The organism is Streptomyces sp. NBC_01233, from assembly GCF_035989305.1.
Taxonomy (GTDB): domain Bacteria; phylum Actinomycetota; class Actinomycetes; order Streptomycetales; family Streptomycetaceae; genus Streptomyces.
Genome location: NZ_CP108514.1, coordinates 6,816,794 through 6,833,920 on the forward strand (window position 1 = coordinate 6,816,794; position 17,127 = coordinate 6,833,920).

A 17,127-nucleotide genomic window follows, 5' to 3' on the forward strand; every position below is an offset into this window, starting at 1 on the left:
TGGAAATGGACAGCGGAATTTCGGTCACGGCGGTCACCACTCCGGCCCTCTTCACCGGGCCGCCGGAAACGCCCGCGCAGGTGGTCCGCGTGCGCATCCGCAGGGAGCGTCCGGCCGGTCCGCTGTACGTCACCGTGCGCGGCGACGGCCTCACCACGCCGCACCCGCGCATCCTGCGCGCGGACACGGACGCGGACGCGGACGCGGACACGGATCCGGCCGCGAAGGACGCGGCCGCGGACGGGACGGAGCGCGAAGCCACCGTCGAGGTCGCCGTCCGTACCGGGGCCGCCGCCCCCGGGGAGCTGCTGGCCGCCACCGCCCGTGTCACCACCCCCGACGGGCGCCCCCTCGCCGAGCTGCCGTTCGGGCTGACCGTCGCCGAGCCCGGCTGGACCGTCCGGCTCGTCCCGCACTTCCACTACAACCCGATGTGGTGGAACACCCAGGCCGCCTACACCGCCCTGTGGGACGCCCCGCCACGGCCCGGCGAGGCGGAGCGGGGATGGGAGTACGCGGGCGTGCCCGCCTTCACCCTGGTCCCGCTCCACCTCCAACAGGCCCGCGAGGAACCGGCGTACCGCTTCGTGCTCTCCGAGGTCGACTACCTCAAGCCCTACTGGGACACCCGTCCCGCCGGCCGCGCCGAGCTGCGCGCGCTGATCGCCGAGGGGCGCGTCGAGATCGTCGGCGGCACCTACAACGAACCGTCCACCACGCTCACTTGCGCCGAGACCACCGTCCGCAGCGCCCTCCACGGCCTCGCCCTGCACCGCGGCACCCTCGACGCCGACCCCCGCACCGCCTGGCAGCTCGACGTCTTCGGCCACGACCCGTCCTTCCCCGCCCTGATGTCCGGCTGCGGACTCGACTCCGCCGTCCTCGCCCGCGGCCCGCACCACCAGTGGGGCCCGATGACGGACCGGTGGGGCGACCCGCTGCGGGCGCCCACGGCCATGCAGCTGCCCGCCGAGTTCGAGTGGATCGCGCCCGGCGACGACGGCGGGCAGGGTCTGCTGCTCCACTACCTGCCCGCGCACTACTCGGCCGGCTGGCCCTCCCACCGCGCACCCGACGCCGAGAGCGCCGCCGAGCAGCTGCTGGACCTGTACGAACTGCTGCGCATCCGCGCCGCCACCCGCAACGTCCTGATCCCCATGGGCACGGACTTCTCCTGGCCCCACCGCTGGGGCCTGGACGTGCAGCACGCCTGGAAACGCCGTTACTGCTGGCCGCGCATGGAGCACTCCGGCCCGCGCGCCCACTTCGACGCCGTCCGGGCCGAGTTCGCCGCGCGCGGGGAGCGGCCGCTGCCGGTGACCCGGGAGATGGGGCCGGTCTACACCGGCAAGGACGTCACCTACATCGACGTGAAGCAGGCCCACCGGGCCGCCGAGAACCTCCTCGAACAGGCCGAGGCGTTCGCCGCACTGGCCTGCGCCGAGGGACTGCTCGACTATCCGGCGCAGACACTGGCCAAGGCCTGGCGGCACCTGCTCCACGACGCGGTGACCGGGACCTTCTCCGACCAGGTGTACCTGGACCTGCTCCCGACCTGGCGGGAGGCGCACGAACTGGCCGCCGCCGTACGGGAGGAGGCGCTCGCCGCGCTCACCGGCGCGGCCGACACCCGCGGGCCGTCGCCGCTCGCGGTGACCGTGCACAACCCGGTGTCCTGGACGCGGACCGACCTGGTCCGGACGTCCGTCGACCTGGCCGCGCTGGGGCTGACGGCCGCGGAGGCGCACCGGATCACCGTCCGTGACGCCGAGGGCCGGTACGCGCCCGTCCACATCGAGGCGGCGGCCGAAGCCGTGGCCGAGGTGGTGTTCCTCGCCGTGGCGGTTCCCTCGCTCGGGCACCGGACCTGGTGGCTGGAGGCAGCACGGCCGCCGCTCCCGCGGCCCGCCGCCTCGGGCGGCTGGGAGCCGGCGGACGGCCTCACCGTGCAGAACGAGTTCTTCCGCGCCGAGGCCGATCCGGCGCGAGGCGGCGGCCTCGCCCGGCTGCAGGACCGGCGCACCGGGCGGGAACTCCTGCGCGCCGGGGAAGTGGACGAACTGGTCGTGCAGGACGAGTACCCCCAACACCCCTACTTCGAGGAGGGCCCCTGGCACCTGCTGCCGAAGGGGCCGGGCACCGGTTCGGGTTCTGCGCCCGCCGCGTCCTGCCGGGTCGAGCGGGGGCCGCTCGGGGCGCGGATCGTCGCGACCGGGCGCACCGGGCCGGTCCGCTGGACCCGCACCACCACCCTGTGGGAGGGCCTCGACCGGGTGGAACTGACCACGCGGATCGACGAGTTCGACGGCTCCGACCAGCTGGTGCGGCTGCGGATCCCGGCGGACGTGCCAGGGGCGGTCCCGGTCGCGGAGACGGCTGCCGCCACCGTGGGACGCGGCTTCGCCTTCCCGGAGGCGGATGCGGGGGCCGACCACGTCCGGGCTCCGTGGACCCTGGACAGTCCGTGCCTCAATTGGTTCGCGCTCTCGGCGCCGCTGGCCGGGCCGGACCGGGCGCTGGGCGCGGCGGAGATCGTGCTGCCGGACGCCGGAACTCCAGACGGGCTGCGGGAGTTGGTCACCGCGCTCGGCCGGTACGGGGTCACCGCCACCCCGACCCGGCCCGCCGGTCCGCGCTGGGGCGACCTGGCGGTGGACAGCAGCCTCCCGGACTTCCGGATCGCCCTCGGCGGCCCCGGGGCCAATACCTTCACGGCGGCGGTTCTGGAGGGGGCCGATCCCGCCTACGCACAGGAGGTACGAGAACACGCGCGGACGTGGATCCCGGCCCGGGCCCGGCTCCGCGCACTGTGGAGCCCCGGCTGCGACCTGACCGGCATCCGGGACCTGCCGGTCCTGGTGCACACCGGCTCACCGGCGGAACTCGCCCGGACCGTCGCCGCCTCGGGCCGCCTGCCGGGCGCCGGGCAGCCGGCCGAGGAGGCCGCGCACGAAGTCCCGTACGCGAACCGGACCGTCGGGATCCTGGTCCGGGGCACGCCCGGCTTCGCCGTGGACACGGCGGGCCGGCTGCACAGCAGCCTCATGCGCTCGTGCACCGGCCGCCCCGGCGGCGCCTGGATGGACCCTCCCCGGCGCACCGCCCCGGACGGCAGCTCCTTCCAGCTCCAGCACTGGACGCACGTCTTCGAGCACGCGCTGGTGGCGGGCGAGGGGGACCGGCGGGAAGTGGACCTGGCGTGCCGGGGGCGGGAGTTCAACAAGCCCCTCACCGCGGTGACGGGAGTGCCGGCGGGCGGACCGCGCCCGCCGTCCCGTTCCCTCCTCGGCGTGGAACCGGCCGGCCGGGTGCTGGTCGAGGCCGTGAAACGCGGCGAGGAGGGCGGACTGGCCGTCCGGCTCCGCGAAACGCACGGCAGCCCGGCGGCGCCCGAGGTGCTCTGGCCCACCGGGGCGAGCGCCGAAGCGGACCTGCTGGACCGCCCGCTGGGCCCCTTCGGGGCGGGCATCGGCGGTGCGGCCACCACCACTGTGCTGCTGCGCACATCCTCCGGCATGCCGCTGCGGGAGGGCGGACGAGAGCTCCACCAGCCGGTGTTCAGCCGGTACTGGCTGCACAACACGGGGACGGCTCCGCTGGGGGACGCGCCGTACACGGTGACGTGTGACGGCCCGGCGTCCGCCGCGACGGTGACCCTCGCCTCCCACGCCGGTGCGGGCGGCCCGGTCGCACTGGAGGTCCGCGCCCCCGACGGCTGGCACACCTCCTGGACCCGGCGGACCACGGAGCCGGCGCCCGGCGGGTACGAGCGCATCCCGCTGGGCGTGACGCCCACTGCCGCGGCCGAACCCGGCGAACACTTGGTCCGGATCCTCGCCGCCACCCCCGCGGGGGAGTTCGAGGACGTGCTGACCGTGACCGTCCCCGGCGGCCCCGTCCCCGCGGGGCTGTGGGTCGAGGCGCCCGACCGGCAGGTCGTCGTCGCCCCCGGCGCGCGCGGCCTCGTACGGGCCCGGATCGGCAGCACCGGCGTCCGCAGCGCGCTGACGGGCCGCGCCTACGCCGTCTCCCCTTACGGAACCTGGCAGTTGACGGCACCCGCCGCCCTGCCCCTGCACGTACCGGCGGACGAGCCGGCCGAGGTGGAGTTCGAGGTGCGGCCGCCGCTCGACACCCCTCCCGGGGAGTACTGGATCGCGGTCAAGGCCACCTGCCAGGGCAGGATCGCGTACGGTCCGGCCATTGCCCTCCGTATTCCGCCGCTGACGCACCCGAAGGACGAATGAGACAGGTCATGGCCCGCAGACCCACGATCAAGGACATCGCCCGGCAGGCCGGGGTGTCGGAGAGCGCCGTCTCGTTCGCGCTCAACGACCGGCCCGGCGTCTCGCAGGACACCCGGGCCCGGATCCGCCGCGTCGCCGAGGAACTCGGCTGGCAGCCCAACAGCGCCGCCCGCGCCCTGTCCGGCGAACGGTCCGGAGCCGTCGGGCTGGTCCTCGCCCGGCCCGCGCACACGCTCGGCGTGGAGTCCTTCTTCCTCCAGCTCGTCTCCGGCATCCAGGAGGTCCTCTCCGCCGCCCGGACCGCGCTGCTGTTCCAGGTCGTCGAGGACATCGACGCCGAATGCGCGGTCTACCGGCGCTGGTGGGCCGAACGGCGGGTCGACGGGGTCCTCGTCGTCGACCCGCGCATGCGGGACCCGCGCCCGGCCCTCCTCGGGGAGCTGGGCCTGCCCGCGGTCACCATCGGCGAGCCCGAGCCCGCCGACGGCTCCTCCCCGGCCCCGGAGGTCCCCGAGGCCGTGGTGGTCTCCTCGGTGCGGGCCGACGACGCCGGGGCCATGGCCCAGGTCCTGGACCACCTGCACGGGCTGGGCCACCGCCGGATCGTCCACATCGCCGGGCTCCCCGGCCTGGCCCACACCGTCCGCCGGATGGACTCCCTGCGGACCGAGGCCGCGCGGCGCGGACTCGGCCCGGACCAGGTGCGCTCGGTGGTCACCGACTACTCCGACGCCGAGGGCGCGGCGGCCACCCGCCGGGTGCTCGCCGAGCCGCAGCCGCCGACCGCACTCGTCTACGACAACGACGTGATGGCCGTCGCCGGGAGCGCGGTCGCCGCCGAGCTGGGCATCCCCGTACCGGGCCGGCTCTCGGTCGTGGCCTGGGACGACTCCGCGCTCTGCCGGGTCACCCACCCCCGGCTCACCGCCCTCGTGCGCGACACCGCCGGCTTCGGCCGGCTCGCCGCCGAGGAGCTCCTCGCCGTCCTCGCGGGCGGGCCGCCCGGGGTCCGGATCAGCGAGCAGCCGCGACTGGAGCCTCGCGAGAGCACGGCGCCGCCCCCGGCGCATACTGAATCCTGAACCCTTCCTGGAGCCGCCCCGTGATCACCCCCGCCGCCCCCTTCCCCGCACCGCGCGCCGGCGCGGCCGCCGGCCCGACGGTGGCGATCGACATCGGCGGTACGAAGATCGCCGGTGCGCTGGTGCACCCCGACGGCACGATGACCGCCACCACCCGCCGGGCGACCCCGCGCGGAGTGGACGCGGAGGGTGTCATGGCGGCGGTGAGCGAGGTCGTGGCCGACCTGTCCGGCTCCCCGCTGTGGGCCTCGGCGGTCCGCTGCGGGATCGGCAGTGCCGGCCCGGTGGACACTTCCCGGGGCACGGTCAGCCCGGTGAACATCGGGGCGTGGCGGGAGTTCCCGGTCCAGGCCCGGGTGGCGGCGGAACTGGCGGCGCGCGGGGCCGAGCTGCCGACCGTACTGGCCGGGGACGGCGTGGCGATGACCGCCGCCGAGCACTGGCTGGGCGCGGCGCGGGGGCACGCGAACGCGCTCTGCATGGTCGTCTCCACGGGCGTGGGCGGCGGCCTCATCCTGAACAACCAGCTACACCCCGGCCCCACGGGCAACGCGGGCCACATCGGCCACATCAGCGTGGCCTTCGACGGCGAACCGTGCGTCTGCGGCAGCCGCGGCTGCGTCGAGTCGGTCGCCTCCGGCACGGCGATCGCCCGCTGGGCCCGGGACCAGGGCTGGACCCCGGCGGCCGGCGCGAGCAGCGGGAACGGCACGGGGAGCACGCGGGACGCCTCGGCCGCCGGCGTGGCCGCGGCCGCCGCCGCGGGCGACCCGATCGCCCTGGCCGCCTTCGACCGCGCGGGCCGTGCGCTCGCCGCCGCCATCGCCGCCACCGCGACCCTCGTCGAAACGGACATCGCCGTCATCGGCGGCGGGGTCGCCGCCTCCGGCGACATCCTCTTCGCCCCGATCCGCACCCACCTCGAGGCCTACGCCACGCTCTCCTTCGTCAAGGAGCTCCGGGTGGTCCCGGCGACCCTGGGCACCCACGCGGGCCTGATCGGCGCGGCCGCCGCGGCGATGATGCTGCTGCCGTCGCCTCCGCCCCCATAGGGCCCGGCCGCCTCGCTCCCGCCCTCGCCCCCAGAGGGGACGTCAGGACTTGACCGACCGGTAGTACCGGCCCGCGCCCTCGTGCAGCTTCAGGGGATCGGTGTAGATCGCCGTCCGCAGGTCCACCAGCTGCGCCGCGTGGACCTCGCGCCCGACCAGGTCGCGGCTGAGGATCACCGTCCGCGTCAGCTGCTCCGTCAGGGCGGGGTCCGTCTCCGCCGTGGTCACCAGCAGGTTCGGCACGGCCAGGGTCGTCACCGCACTGGTGTTGCGCGCCCGCGCGTACGCGTCCTGCGGCATGACCGCCGTCCGGTAGTAGCGCGCCGGGCTGCCGCTCCCCTGCAACTGCTCCACCAGGTCGCCGAGCTGCACGAGCCGGATCTGGAACCGCTCGGACAGCTCGCGCACCGCGTTCGTCGGCAGGCCGCCGGACCAGAAGAAGGCGTCGATCCGGCCGGCCTCCAGCTCGCCCGGCATCGTGTCGATGCCGATGGACACCGGCGTGACGTCCAGCACCGGGTCCAGCTCCGCCGCCGTGAGCAGCCGCTCCGAGACGAGCCGCACCCCGGACCCCGGCTGGCCGATCGCGACCCGCTTGCCCCGCAGGTCCCGGGCCGACTGCACCGGGGAGTCGGCCGGCACCACCAGCTGCACGTAGTCGTCGTAGAGCCGGGCGACCCCGCGCAGCAGGTCCGCGCGCGGCTTCCCGTCGAGCCGGTACTTGGCGACCGCGTCCGCCGTCGCCACCGTGAAGTCCGCCTCACCGGAGGCCACCCGCTTCAGGTTCTCCTGCGAGCCCTCGCTGGTCTCCAGCCGCACGTCCACCCCGGGCACGTCCCGCCCGAGCGCCTGCTGCAGCAGCTGCCCGTACCGGTGGTAGACCCCGGTCCGCGCGCCCGTGCTGATGGTCAGTTCGCCCTGCAGTTCCGGCTCCCCGAAGGGCTTGAGCCACCAGGTCAGGACGCCGAGCACGGCCAGTACGGCCACCAGGACCCGCAGGGCGTGGCGCCTGCTGATCCGGGGCGGTACGAGAGGCATGTCCGCGATCCTGCCATCCGTCCGCCGCCTTGTCACGGCGCGGCCGCCCGGGCACCCGCCCCGGTCCCCCCGGCCGCCCTGCCGCGGCCGGTCGCACGCGGGACCGGAGGGCTCCCGGGTACCGCCTACCCTTGTTGCATGACCAGCAGCGACCGGAGCCAGGCAGTGGACGAGAAGCGAAGCTACGAGGTGCGCACCTACGGGTGCCAGATGAACGTGCACGACTCCGAGCGACTTTCCGGTCTGCTGGAGGACGCCGGTTACGTCCGGGCACCCGAGGGCTCCGACGGCGACGCCGACGTCGTGGTCTTCAACACCTGCGCGGTCCGCGAGAACGCCGACAACAAGCTGTACGGCAACCTGGGCCGGCTGGCCCCGATGAAGACGAAGCGCCCCGGCATGCAGATCGCCGTCGGCGGCTGCCTCGCCCAGAAGGACCGCGACACGATCGTCAAGAAGGCCCCCTGGGTCGACGTCGTCTTCGGTACGCACAACATCGGCAAGCTCCCCGTGCTGCTGGAGCGCGCCCGCATCCAGGAAGAGGCGCAGGTCGAGATCGCCGAGTCGCTGGAGGCGTTCCCCTCCACGCTCCCGACCCGCCGCGAGTCCGCGTACGCCGCCTGGGTCTCGATCTCCGTCGGCTGCAACAACACCTGCACCTTCTGCATCGTTCCGGCGCTGCGCGGCAAGGAGGAGGACCGCCGGCCCGGTGACATCCTCGCCGAGGTGGAGGCCCTGGTCGCCGAGGGCGTCTCGGAGATCACCCTGCTCGGCCAGAACGTGAACGCGTACGGCTCCGACCTGGGCGACCGCGAGGCCTTCAGCAAGCTGCTGCGCGCCTGCGGCCAGATCGAGGGCCTGGAGCGGGTCCGTTTCACCTCCCCGCACCCGCGCGACTTCACGGACGACGTGATCGCCGCGATGGCCGAGACCCCGAACGTGATGCCGCAGTTGCACATGCCGCTGCAGTCCGGCTCGGACCCGATCCTCAAGGCGATGCGCCGCTCGTACCGGCAGGAGCGGTTCCTCGGCATCATCGAGAAGGTCCGCGCCGCGATCCCGCACGCCGCGATCTCCACCGACATCATCGTGGGCTTCCCCGGTGAGACGGAGGAGGACTTCCAGCAGACGATGCACGCGGTGCGCGAGGCCCGCTTCGCGAACGCCTTCACCTTCCAGTACTCCAAGCGGCCCGGCACCCCCGCCGCCGACATGGACGGGCAGATCCCCAAGGAGGTCGTGCAGGACCGCTACATGCGCCTGGTCGCCCTCCAGGAGGAGATCTCCTGGGAGGAGAACAAGAAGCAGGTCGGCCGCACCCTGGAGGTCATGGTTGCGGAGGGCGAGGGCCGCAAGGACGGCGCCACGCACCGGCTGTCGGGCCGCGCCCCCGACAACCGCCTGGTCCACTTCACGAAGCCGGAGCAGGAGGTACGCCCCGGCGACGTGGTCACCGTGGACATCACCTACGCCGCCCCGCACCACCTCCTGGCCGAGGGCCCGACGCTGACCGTGCGCCGCACCCGCGCCGGCGACGCCTGGGAGAAGCGCAACGCCGCCCCGGCCCAGCCCGCGGGCGTCATGCTCGGCATCCCGACCCTCGGGGTCCCGGCCCCCCTCCCGGCCACCACGTCGGGCTGCGCGGTGCCGCAGGGCTGAGCCGAATCCGGCCGCGCCGGAGTTTGAGGCGCGGGGCCCGGCCGGAGCCCCGGGGCTTGCAGGCGCGCGGACGAGGGCGGCTACGAGGCAGCATGGCCGCCCCGCCCCGCCCCGCCCCGCCCGAGCCGCGCTGGCGTTAGGCTGCGGATCATGCTCGTAGCCGCTGCCGTCTGTCCCGCCCCGCCCCTGCTCGTGCCGGAGGTCGCCGCGGGGGCCGCCGCCGAACTCGGCGACGCCCGCACCGCCTGCTCCGACGCGCTCGCGGTGCTCGCCGCCTCCCGGCCCGACCTGCTGGTCGTGGTCGGCGCCGCCGACCGGGACCACCGCGGCCCCTACCCGCAGGGCGCCCGCGGCAGCTTCCGCGGCTTCGGCGTCGAGAGCGACGTACAGCTCGGGGAAGGCGATGAGGGGCCCCGCCTGCTGCCCCCGTCGCTCGCCGTCGGCGCCTGGCTGCTGCGGCACGCGCGGTGGGGCGCAGCCCCCGTCGAGGGGCTGGGCGTGGGGGAGCCGACGGACACCGCGCGCTGCCTGGAGACCGGCCGGGAGCTCGCTGCTCGCGACGCCCGGGTCGCGCTGCTCGTCATGGGTGACGGCAGCGCGCGACGGACCCTCAAGGCCCCCGGCTACCTCGACGAGCGCGCCGCCGACTTCGACGCGGCCGCCGCCCGCGCCCTGGGCGCCGCCGACACGGCCGCCCTCGCCGCGCTCGACGCCGAGCTCGCGGCCGAACTCCAGGCCGCCGGCCGGGCCCCCTGGCAGGTGCTGGCGGGCGCCGCCGAGGGCGCGGGCCTCGAGGGCCGCCTGCTGTACGAGGACGCGCCGTACGGGGTCGGCTACTTCGTGGCCGCCTGGTCGTAGCCGGGGCTCCGGAAGACGCCGAAGGGGCGCGGGAGCCGTTGGTCCCGCGCCCCTTCCGGAAGCGCGTCAGGAGGTGGTCGGCGGCGTCGTACCGCCGGGGGCGTCCTTGTGCGCGATCTTGCCCAGGGCGTCCTTCGCCTTGCCCGTACCGCTCGTGATCCGGTCGCTGTACTTGCCGTGGGTCTTGGAGTCCACGGCCTTGGCCACCTTGTCCAGACCCTCGCCGATCTTGCCCTCGTGCTGTTGCGCGAGGCCCTCGACCTTCTCCTTCGCCGGAGCGAGCTTGGCCTTCAGATTGTCCAGCAGGCCCATGGGTCACCTTCCGTTGGCGGTCGCTACGTGCGGGCGCCCTCGCCGGCTTCGCTGTCCGCGGCCACCTCGGCCGACTGCTGCTTCGGGATCTCCACGGCTTCCGCCGCCGGGGCCTCCGCAACAGCCGGCCCGGCCTCGGCCTCTTCGGCCGCACCGGACTCCGCCGTCAGGGCCTCGGTAGCGACCTCCTCGGTCGCAGCCTCTTCCTTACGACGAAAAAACCGATCAAAAACGCCCATGTCTACTCCCATAACGTTACTCGTGTGAGTGAAGTTCCGCCTTGGCCGGACCGGCCTCCGCCGGGCGTACGCAGGGCGCATGCCGGGCCGGAACCTCGCCAGGGCAACGACCCTGCCCACACCCCGTCACGTAACTCGATCGGGTACATGGCCGTGTCTTGACCGGGGGCTGCGAGACTGGGGCAGTGAGGAAAGCAGCCCCCGCCCCGCGGGTCATCGCCGTCGTCGGTCCCACCGCGGCAGGAAAGTCAGACCTGGGCGTCGCCCTGGCCCGCCAATTCGACGGCGAAGTCGTCAACGCCGACTCCATGCAGCTGTACCGGGGGATGGACATCGGCACCGCCAAGCTGACGACCGAGGAGCGCGGTGGAGTCCCGCACCACCTCCTCGACATCTGGGACGTCACCGACACCGCCAACGTGGCCGAGTACCAGCGCCTGGCCCGCCTGGAGATCGACAAGCTGCTCGCCGAGGGCCGCACGCCCGTCCTCGTCGGCGGCTCAGGCCTGTACGTCCGGGGTGCCCTGGACGTCATGGAGTTCCCCGGCACCGACCCCGAGGCCCGCGCCCGGCTGGAGGACGAGCTCACGCTGCGCGGCTCCGGCGCCCTGCACGCCCGCCTCGCCGCCGCCGACCCGGCCGCGGCCCGGGCCATCCTGCCCGGCAACGGCCGTCGCATCGTCCGCGCGCTGGAGGTCATCGAGATCACCGGACGCCCCTTCACCGCCAATCTGCCCGGCCACGAGTCCGTCTACGACACCGTGCAGATCGGCGTCGACGTCGCGCGGCCGGAGCTCGACGAGCGGATCGCGCTGCGCGTGGACCGGATGTGGGAGGCCGGGCTGGTGGACGAGGTCCGCGCGCTGGAATCCCGCGGACTGCGCGACGGAATCACCGCTTCCAGGGCGCTCGGCTACCAGCAGGTGCTCGCCGCGCTCGCCGGGGAGTGCACCGAGGACGAGGCCAGGGCGGAGACCGTCCGGGCGACCAAGCGGTTCGCCCGCCGCCAGGACTCCTGGTTCCGCCGCGACCCGCGCGTGCACTGGCTCAGCGGAGCCGCCGCCGACCGGGGGGAACTCCCCGGACTCGCGCAGTCGTTGGTCGAACGAGCGGTCACAGCCTGATCACGTGATGGCATCGGGACGCCCCGGGCGCCCGTTGCGGGGCCGGGGGCGTGCCATCATCAAACTTCTGCGGGTGCGGTCACCTGCGGTGAATGGCGGCGCACTGAGTCCGAGTGGGGAGGGCGCGTGGCGATGGAGGCCGGCCCTCGCGACACCGGGCGGGACGACACCCGACGGGAAGCGGATCCGACGCTTCTCGACGGTACGGACGGGCCCGCAGGCCTCGGGCTGCCCGCGGATCCCGCGCGGCTGACCCCCGACGGCCCGGACGCCCCGGACACCGCCGAGGCTGAGGCGGCCGCAGGCCCCGAGTACGAGGTGGAACTGCGCCCGCAGCGCCGCCTGCGCCTGTGGCAGATCGCCCCCATCGCCATGCTCGCCGCCGCCGGCTCGCTGATGTTCGCCTTCCCGCTCGCCTTCGAGTTCGGCGACGGCGGAGCCGTGGTCGCCATGCTCGGCTTCCTGATCAGCTGCTGCGCCGGAGGCTGGGGCATGATGGCCGCCCGAAGGGTCGGCTACACGTGGCCCGGGCTCCCGGCCCGGGGGAGCGGCCGCCGCCCGGACTGGCGCATGGCCGCGCTGTACGCCGTGATCGCGCTGGCCGTCGTGGGCCTGGCCGTGTACCGGGTCGCCCGGCTGCGCTGACCGGCCCTCCCGCAGGGGTCCGCGTACTGGACCGTGCGGCGCCGCTGAGCTGGGCCTCGGTACCATGGGCGGGTGACGCAGCGCACCCTCTCCTTCCTCAAGGGCCACGGCACCGAGAACGACTTCGTGATCGTCCCGGACCCGGACAACGCCATCGAACTGCCCGCCTCCGCGGTCGCGAAGCTGTGCGACCGGCGGGCCGGCATCGGCGCGGACGGCGTCCTGCACGTCGTCCGGTCCGCCGCGCACCCGGAGGCGGCCCACCTCGCCGGCGAGGCGGAGTGGTTCATGGACTACCGCAACAGCGACGGCTCCATCGCCGAGATGTGCGGCAACGGCGTGCGCGTCTTCGCCCGCTACCTCCAGTACGCCGGCCATGTCGAGCCCGGGGACCTGGCCGTCGCCACCCGCGGCGGGATCAAGCGGGTACACCTGGACAAGACCGGCGACGTCACCGTCTCCATGGGCCGCGCCGAACTCCCCGAGGGCGAGGTCACGGTCAGCGTCGGCTCCCGGAGCTGGCCCGCGCGCAACGTGAACATGGGGAACCCGCACGCGGTGGCCTTCGTTGAAAGCCTCGACGACGCAGGGAACCTCTACACCGCCCCGCCCTTCAGCCCGGCGTCCGCCTACCCGACGGGTGTCAATGTCGAGTTCGTCGTCGACCGCGGCCCCCGGCACGTCGCCATGCGCGTCCACGAGCGCGGCTCCGGCGAGACCCGCTCCTGCGGCACCGGCGCCTGCGCCGTCGCCGTGGCCACCATCCGCCGCGACGGCGTGGACCCGGCCGTCACCGGCGCACCGGTCACGTACACCGTCGACCTCCCGGGCGGAACCCTGCACATCACGGAACACCCCGACGGGCAGATCGACATGACCGGACCGGCCGTGATCGTGGCCGCGGGCGAGTTCGACGCGGCCTGGCTCAACGAAACGGCTTTCGCCTGAAGCTTCCCTCTAATGGGTGATCCGTTTCACGCTGAGCGAGAGGTGGACTGCGCCACGTGGTGGGGTCGGTAACATCAGGCACCGGCCCTGAGGGCTCACCCCATGCCCGCCACCGCCGGTCGAAGCCGCCGGAGGTGCCCATGAGTGCAGAGGCCACGAACCCCGAAGCACACCCCGAAGCGCGCCCTGAGCTCCGCAGACGGGGCCGGACCAGGCTCGATCTGCGCCGGCTCGGGCGAGCGGCCCTGCTCGGGCCCACGTCCCGGGACCGGCTCCCGGACGCCATCGGCCACGTCGCCGAGGCCCACCGCGCCCACCATCCGGACGCCGATCTGTCCCTTCTGCGAAGGGCGTACCTCCTCGCGGAGACCTCGCACCGAGGCCAGATGCGAAAAAGTGGTGAGCCGTACATCACACATCCGCTCGCCGTCACCCTGATCCTCGCCGAACTCGGCGCCGAGACCACCACCTTGACGGCCTCTCTGCTCCACGACACCGTCGAGGACACCGAGGTGACCCTCGATCAGGTCCGTGCGGAGTTCGGCGACGAGGTCTGCTTCATCGTCGACGGGGTCACCAAGGTCGAGAAGATCGACTACGGCGCCGCCGCCGAACCCGAGACCTTCCGCAAGATGCTCGTCGCCACCGGCAACGACGTCCGCGTCATGTCCATCAAACTCGCCGACCGGCTGCACAACATGCGCACCCTCGGCGTGATGCGCCCCGAGAAACAGGCCCGCATCGCCAAGGTCACCCGCGACGTCCTCATCCCGCTGGCCGAACGGCTCGGCGTCCAGGCCCTGAAGACCGAGCTGGAAGACCTCGTCTTCGCGATCCTGCACCCCGAGGAGTACGAGAGCACCCGCGCGCTCATCGCGGCCCACGCCGGGGAACGCGACCCGCTGCCCGCCATCGCCGACTCCGTACGGGCCGTCCTGCGCGACGCCGGCATCGCCGCCGAGGTACAGGTCCGGCCACGCCACTTCGTCTCCGTGCACCGCATCGCCCGGACGCGCGGCGAGCTGCGCGGCTCCGACTTCGGCCGCATCCTCGTCCTCGTCGGCGAGAACGCCGACTGCTACGGGGTGCTCGGGGAGCTGCACACCTGTTTCACCCCGGTCGTCTCGGAGTTCAAGGACTTCATCGCCACCCCGAAGTTCAACCTCTACCAGTCGCTGCACACCGCCGTCGCCACGCCCGAGGGGTACGTGGCCGAGGTCATCGTGCGGACCCGCCAGATGCACCGCGTCGCGGAGGCCGGCGTGGTGGCGCTCGGCAACCCGTACGCCACCGCGACGCCCGACGCCGCCGCCGACGCCGACGAGGAGCGGGTGGACCCCACCCGGCCCGGCTGGCTGTCCCGGCTGCTCGACTGGCAGCAGTCGGCGCCCGACCCCGACACCTTCTGGAGCGTGCTCCGCGCGGAGCTGGCCCAGGACCGGGAGATCACCGTGTTCCGGGCCGACGGGGGAACACTGGGCCTGCCCGCCGGGGCCAGCTGTATCGACGCCGCCTACGCCCAGCACGGCGAGGCGGCCCACGGCTGTATCGGCGCCCGGGTCAACGGGCGCCTCACCTCCCTGTCCTCCCCGCTGTCCGACGGCGACACCGTGCAGCTGCTGCTCGCGCAGGACGCCTCCTCGGGACCGGCCGCCGAATGGCTGGACCACGCGCGGACCCCGGCCGCCCGGATCGCCATCAGCAGCTGGCTCGAATCCCATCCCGACCGGGCCATGTCCACCACCTCCGCCGCGCGGGCGCCGCTGTCGGTGATCGGGGCCCGGGGCGGCGGGGGCAACGCGGTCGCCGACCTGCCGGACGCCACCGTGCGGCTCGCCGGGTGCTGCACTCCGGTGCCGCCCGATGCCGTCGCCGGCTTCCTGGTCCGGGGCGGGGCCGTGACCGTCCACCGCATCCACTGCGCGGCGGTGGCGCAGATGCGCGCCGTGGGGCGCACCTCCGTCGCCGTGCACTGGCGGGCCACGGCCGACTGCCGGGTCACCCTGCTCGCGGAATCGTTCGGCCGCCCGCACCTGCTGGCCGACCTCACCGAGGCCATCGCCCGCGAGGGGGTCGAGGTGGTCTCCGCGACCGTGGAACCCCCGGTCGAGCAGCGGGTCCGGCACAGCTACACCCTGCAGCTGCCGGACGCGGCCGGGCTGCCCGCGCTGATGCGCGCCATGCGGGACGTGCCGGGCGTGTACGACGTGCGCCGGGCATAAGGCCCGGGCCCCGCCCGCCGGGGGAGCACGGAGGTCCGCCCGGACGCCGCCCGGACGTCCGCCGCAACCCCGCCCAGGCGTCGGCCAGCCCCTGCCCGGGCATCGGGTCCGCCCTCGCTCCTGCGTCAGTGCGGAGTAGGCCGGGACGGCCCCGGAAGGCCCCGTTCGGGTGGAAACGTCGCGCGCCGTACGCGGCCGTGCGGCGGGCGCTGGTAAGCGGTGGTGGATGCAGCTCTCCTCCCCCCGCCTGCGCGCCGCTCTGCTCGCCGCGGCCTCCCTGACCCTCGTCGCCGCCGTACTGCCTCCGCCGAAGCCGCTGGGCATCGGCGACCCGCTCTTCCCCGAGCTCGGGAACCCCGGGTACGACGTGCTCTCGTACGACCTGTCCTTCGCGTACAAGGACAACCGCAGCCCGCTCGACGCGGTCACCGTCATCGACGCCCGTGCGCTGGAGCCGCTGGAGCGGATCAACCTGGACTTCACCCACGGCAAGGTGGCGTCCGCCGAGGTCAACGGGGAGCCGGCCCGGTTCGAGAGCGTGGGGGAGGACCTCGTGCTGACCCCCGCGCGGGCGGTGGCGGACAACGGGCCGCTGCACATCACCGTCCGCCACACCAGCGACCCGCGCGGACGCGGGGACGGCGGCTGGGTGCCCACCGAGGACGGCCTGGCCATGGCCAACCAGGCGGACGCCGCCCACCGCGTGTTCCCCTGCAACGACCACCCCGCCGACAAGGCCTTCTTCACCTTCCGGATCACCGCCCCGCCCGGGCTCACGGCCGTCGCCAACGGGGTGCAGGTGGTCCCCGCGATGCGCCTCGGCTCCTCGAAGACGTGGACGTACCGGACCCGGCACCCCATGGCCACGGAACTGGCCCAGGTCTCGGTGGGCCGGTCCGCCGTCGTGCACGGCACCGGCCCGCACGGGCTGCCGCTGCGCGACGTGGTCCCCGCGGCGGACCGGGAGCGGCTGGACCCCTGGCTGAAGAAGACCGCCGGGCACATCGCGTGGATGGAGGAGCGGGTCGGCCGCTACCCCTTCGAGAACTACGGGATCCTGATCGCGCGGGCGACGACCGGCTTCGAGCTGGAGACCCAGACCCTCTCGCTCTTCGAGCACAGCCTGTTCGCGGGCGAGGGCTACCCCGAGTGGTACGTCGAGTCCGTGATGGTCCACGAGCTCGCCCACCAGTGGTTCGGCGACAGCGTCACCCCGCTGACCTGGTCCGACCTGTGGCTCAACGAGGGACACGCCACCTGGTACGAGGCCCTGTACGCGGACGGGCTGGGCAAGTACTCCCTGGAGCGGCGCATGCGCGAGGCGTACCAGCGCTCCGACCAGTGGCGGGCGGCGGGCGGCCCCCCGGCCGCACCGAAGCCCGCCGCGCCCGGCGAGAAGATCGGGCTCTTCCGGCCGGTGGTCTACGACGGGTCCGCGCTGATCCTCTACGCGCTGCGGCAGGAGATCGGCACCGAGGCCTTCGACCGGCTGGAGCGGCGCTGGGTGTCGCAGCACCGGGACGGGGTCGCGGGCACGGCCGACTTCGTACGCCTGGCCTCGGAGGAGGCCGGCCGGGACCTTGGGGCCTTCCTGGAGCCCTGGCTGTACGGCAAGACCACCCCGGCGATGCCCGGGCACCCGGAGTGGAGCACCCCGGCCGCGTCCCGCAAATAAAGAGTGTGACCGGTGAGGAACGGGCA

General features: G+C 74.2%; 13 protein-coding genes. 10 read left to right on the forward strand and 3 right to left on the reverse strand.

Going from position 1 to position 17,127, the window contains the following annotated elements; genetic code table 11:
• Positions 1-5 precede the first annotated feature (5 nt).
• The 3 genes from OG332_RS32495 to OG332_RS32505 are packed head-to-tail and all read left to right on the forward strand — an operon-like array spanning position 6 to position 6,381.
• Positions 6-4,247, forward strand: coding sequence for an NEW3 domain-containing protein (locus OG332_RS32495; protein ID WP_327416782.1), 4,242 nt, complete (start codon positions 6-8; stop codon positions 4,245-4,247).
• Positions 4,248-4,255: 8 nt separating this feature from the next.
• Positions 4,256-5,329, forward strand: coding sequence for a LacI family DNA-binding transcriptional regulator (locus tag OG332_RS32500; protein ID WP_327416783.1), 1,074 nt, complete (start codon positions 4,256-4,258; stop codon positions 5,327-5,329).
• 23 nt (positions 5,330-5,352) lie between these two features.
• Positions 5,353-6,381 (forward strand): ROK family protein, encoded by a 1,029-nt coding sequence (locus tag OG332_RS32505; RefSeq protein WP_327419449.1) that lies wholly within the window; start codon positions 5,353-5,355, stop codon positions 6,379-6,381.
• A gap of 42 nt (positions 6,382-6,423) precedes the next feature.
• Here OG332_RS32505 and OG332_RS32510 read toward each other — a convergent pair whose 3' ends face one another.
• A complete protein-coding gene (locus OG332_RS32510) occupies positions 6,424-7,419 on the reverse strand; it encodes a TAXI family TRAP transporter solute-binding subunit (RefSeq protein WP_327416784.1) in 996 nt (331 codons plus the stop codon).
• A 138-nt stretch (positions 7,420-7,557) separates the two neighbouring features.
• Between OG332_RS32510 and miaB the strand changes: the two genes are divergently transcribed.
• Both miaB and OG332_RS32520 read left to right on the forward strand, forming a co-directional pair.
• Complete coding sequence (gene miaB, locus OG332_RS32515; RefSeq protein ID WP_327416785.1) at positions 7,558-9,078, forward strand: tRNA (N6-isopentenyl adenosine(37)-C2)-methylthiotransferase MiaB; 1,521 nt, start codon at positions 7,558-7,560, stop codon at positions 9,076-9,078.
• 150 nt (positions 9,079-9,228) lie between these two features.
• A complete protein-coding gene (locus OG332_RS32520) occupies positions 9,229-9,936 on the forward strand; it encodes a hypothetical protein (protein ID WP_327416786.1) in 708 nt (235 codons plus the stop codon).
• Between the two features lie 66 nt (positions 9,937-10,002).
• Here the strand turns inward: OG332_RS32520 and OG332_RS32525 are convergent, their stop codons facing one another.
• Positions 10,003-10,248, reverse strand: coding sequence for an antitoxin (locus OG332_RS32525; protein ID WP_327416787.1), 246 nt, complete (start codon positions 10,246-10,248; stop codon positions 10,003-10,005).
• A gap of 23 nt (positions 10,249-10,271) precedes the next feature.
• The gene (locus OG332_RS32530) at positions 10,272-10,487 is read right to left on the reverse strand and encodes a gliding motility protein (RefSeq protein ID WP_327416788.1); all 216 of its coding nucleotides are present in this window, start codon (positions 10,485-10,487) and stop codon (positions 10,272-10,274) included.
• Positions 10,488-10,672: 185 nt separating this feature from the next.
• Between OG332_RS32530 and miaA the strand changes: the two genes are divergently transcribed.
• From miaA to OG332_RS32555, 5 genes are all read left to right on the forward strand, one after another.
• The gene (gene miaA, locus OG332_RS32535) at positions 10,673-11,611 is read left to right on the forward strand and encodes a tRNA (adenosine(37)-N6)-dimethylallyltransferase MiaA (RefSeq protein ID WP_327416789.1); all 939 of its coding nucleotides are present in this window, start codon (positions 10,673-10,675) and stop codon (positions 11,609-11,611) included.
• Positions 11,612-11,743: 132 nt separating this feature from the next.
• Positions 11,744-12,256: a hypothetical protein gene (locus OG332_RS32540; protein WP_327416790.1), complete on the forward strand. Its 513-nt coding sequence runs from the start codon at positions 11,744-11,746 to the stop codon at positions 12,254-12,256.
• A 72-nt stretch (positions 12,257-12,328) separates the two neighbouring features.
• On the forward strand, positions 12,329-13,204 hold the full coding sequence (gene dapF, locus OG332_RS32545) for a diaminopimelate epimerase (protein WP_327416791.1): 876 nt from the start codon (positions 12,329-12,331) through the stop codon (positions 13,202-13,204).
• A 140-nt stretch (positions 13,205-13,344) separates the two neighbouring features.
• A complete protein-coding gene (locus tag OG332_RS32550; RefSeq protein WP_327416792.1) occupies positions 13,345-15,426 on the forward strand; it encodes a RelA/SpoT family protein in 2,082 nt (693 codons plus the stop codon).
• A 226-nt stretch (positions 15,427-15,652) separates the two neighbouring features.
• Complete coding sequence (locus OG332_RS32555; protein ID WP_327419450.1) at positions 15,653-17,101, forward strand: M1 family metallopeptidase; 1,449 nt, start codon at positions 15,653-15,655, stop codon at positions 17,099-17,101.
• The last annotated feature ends 26 nt before the right edge of the window (positions 17,102-17,127 follow it).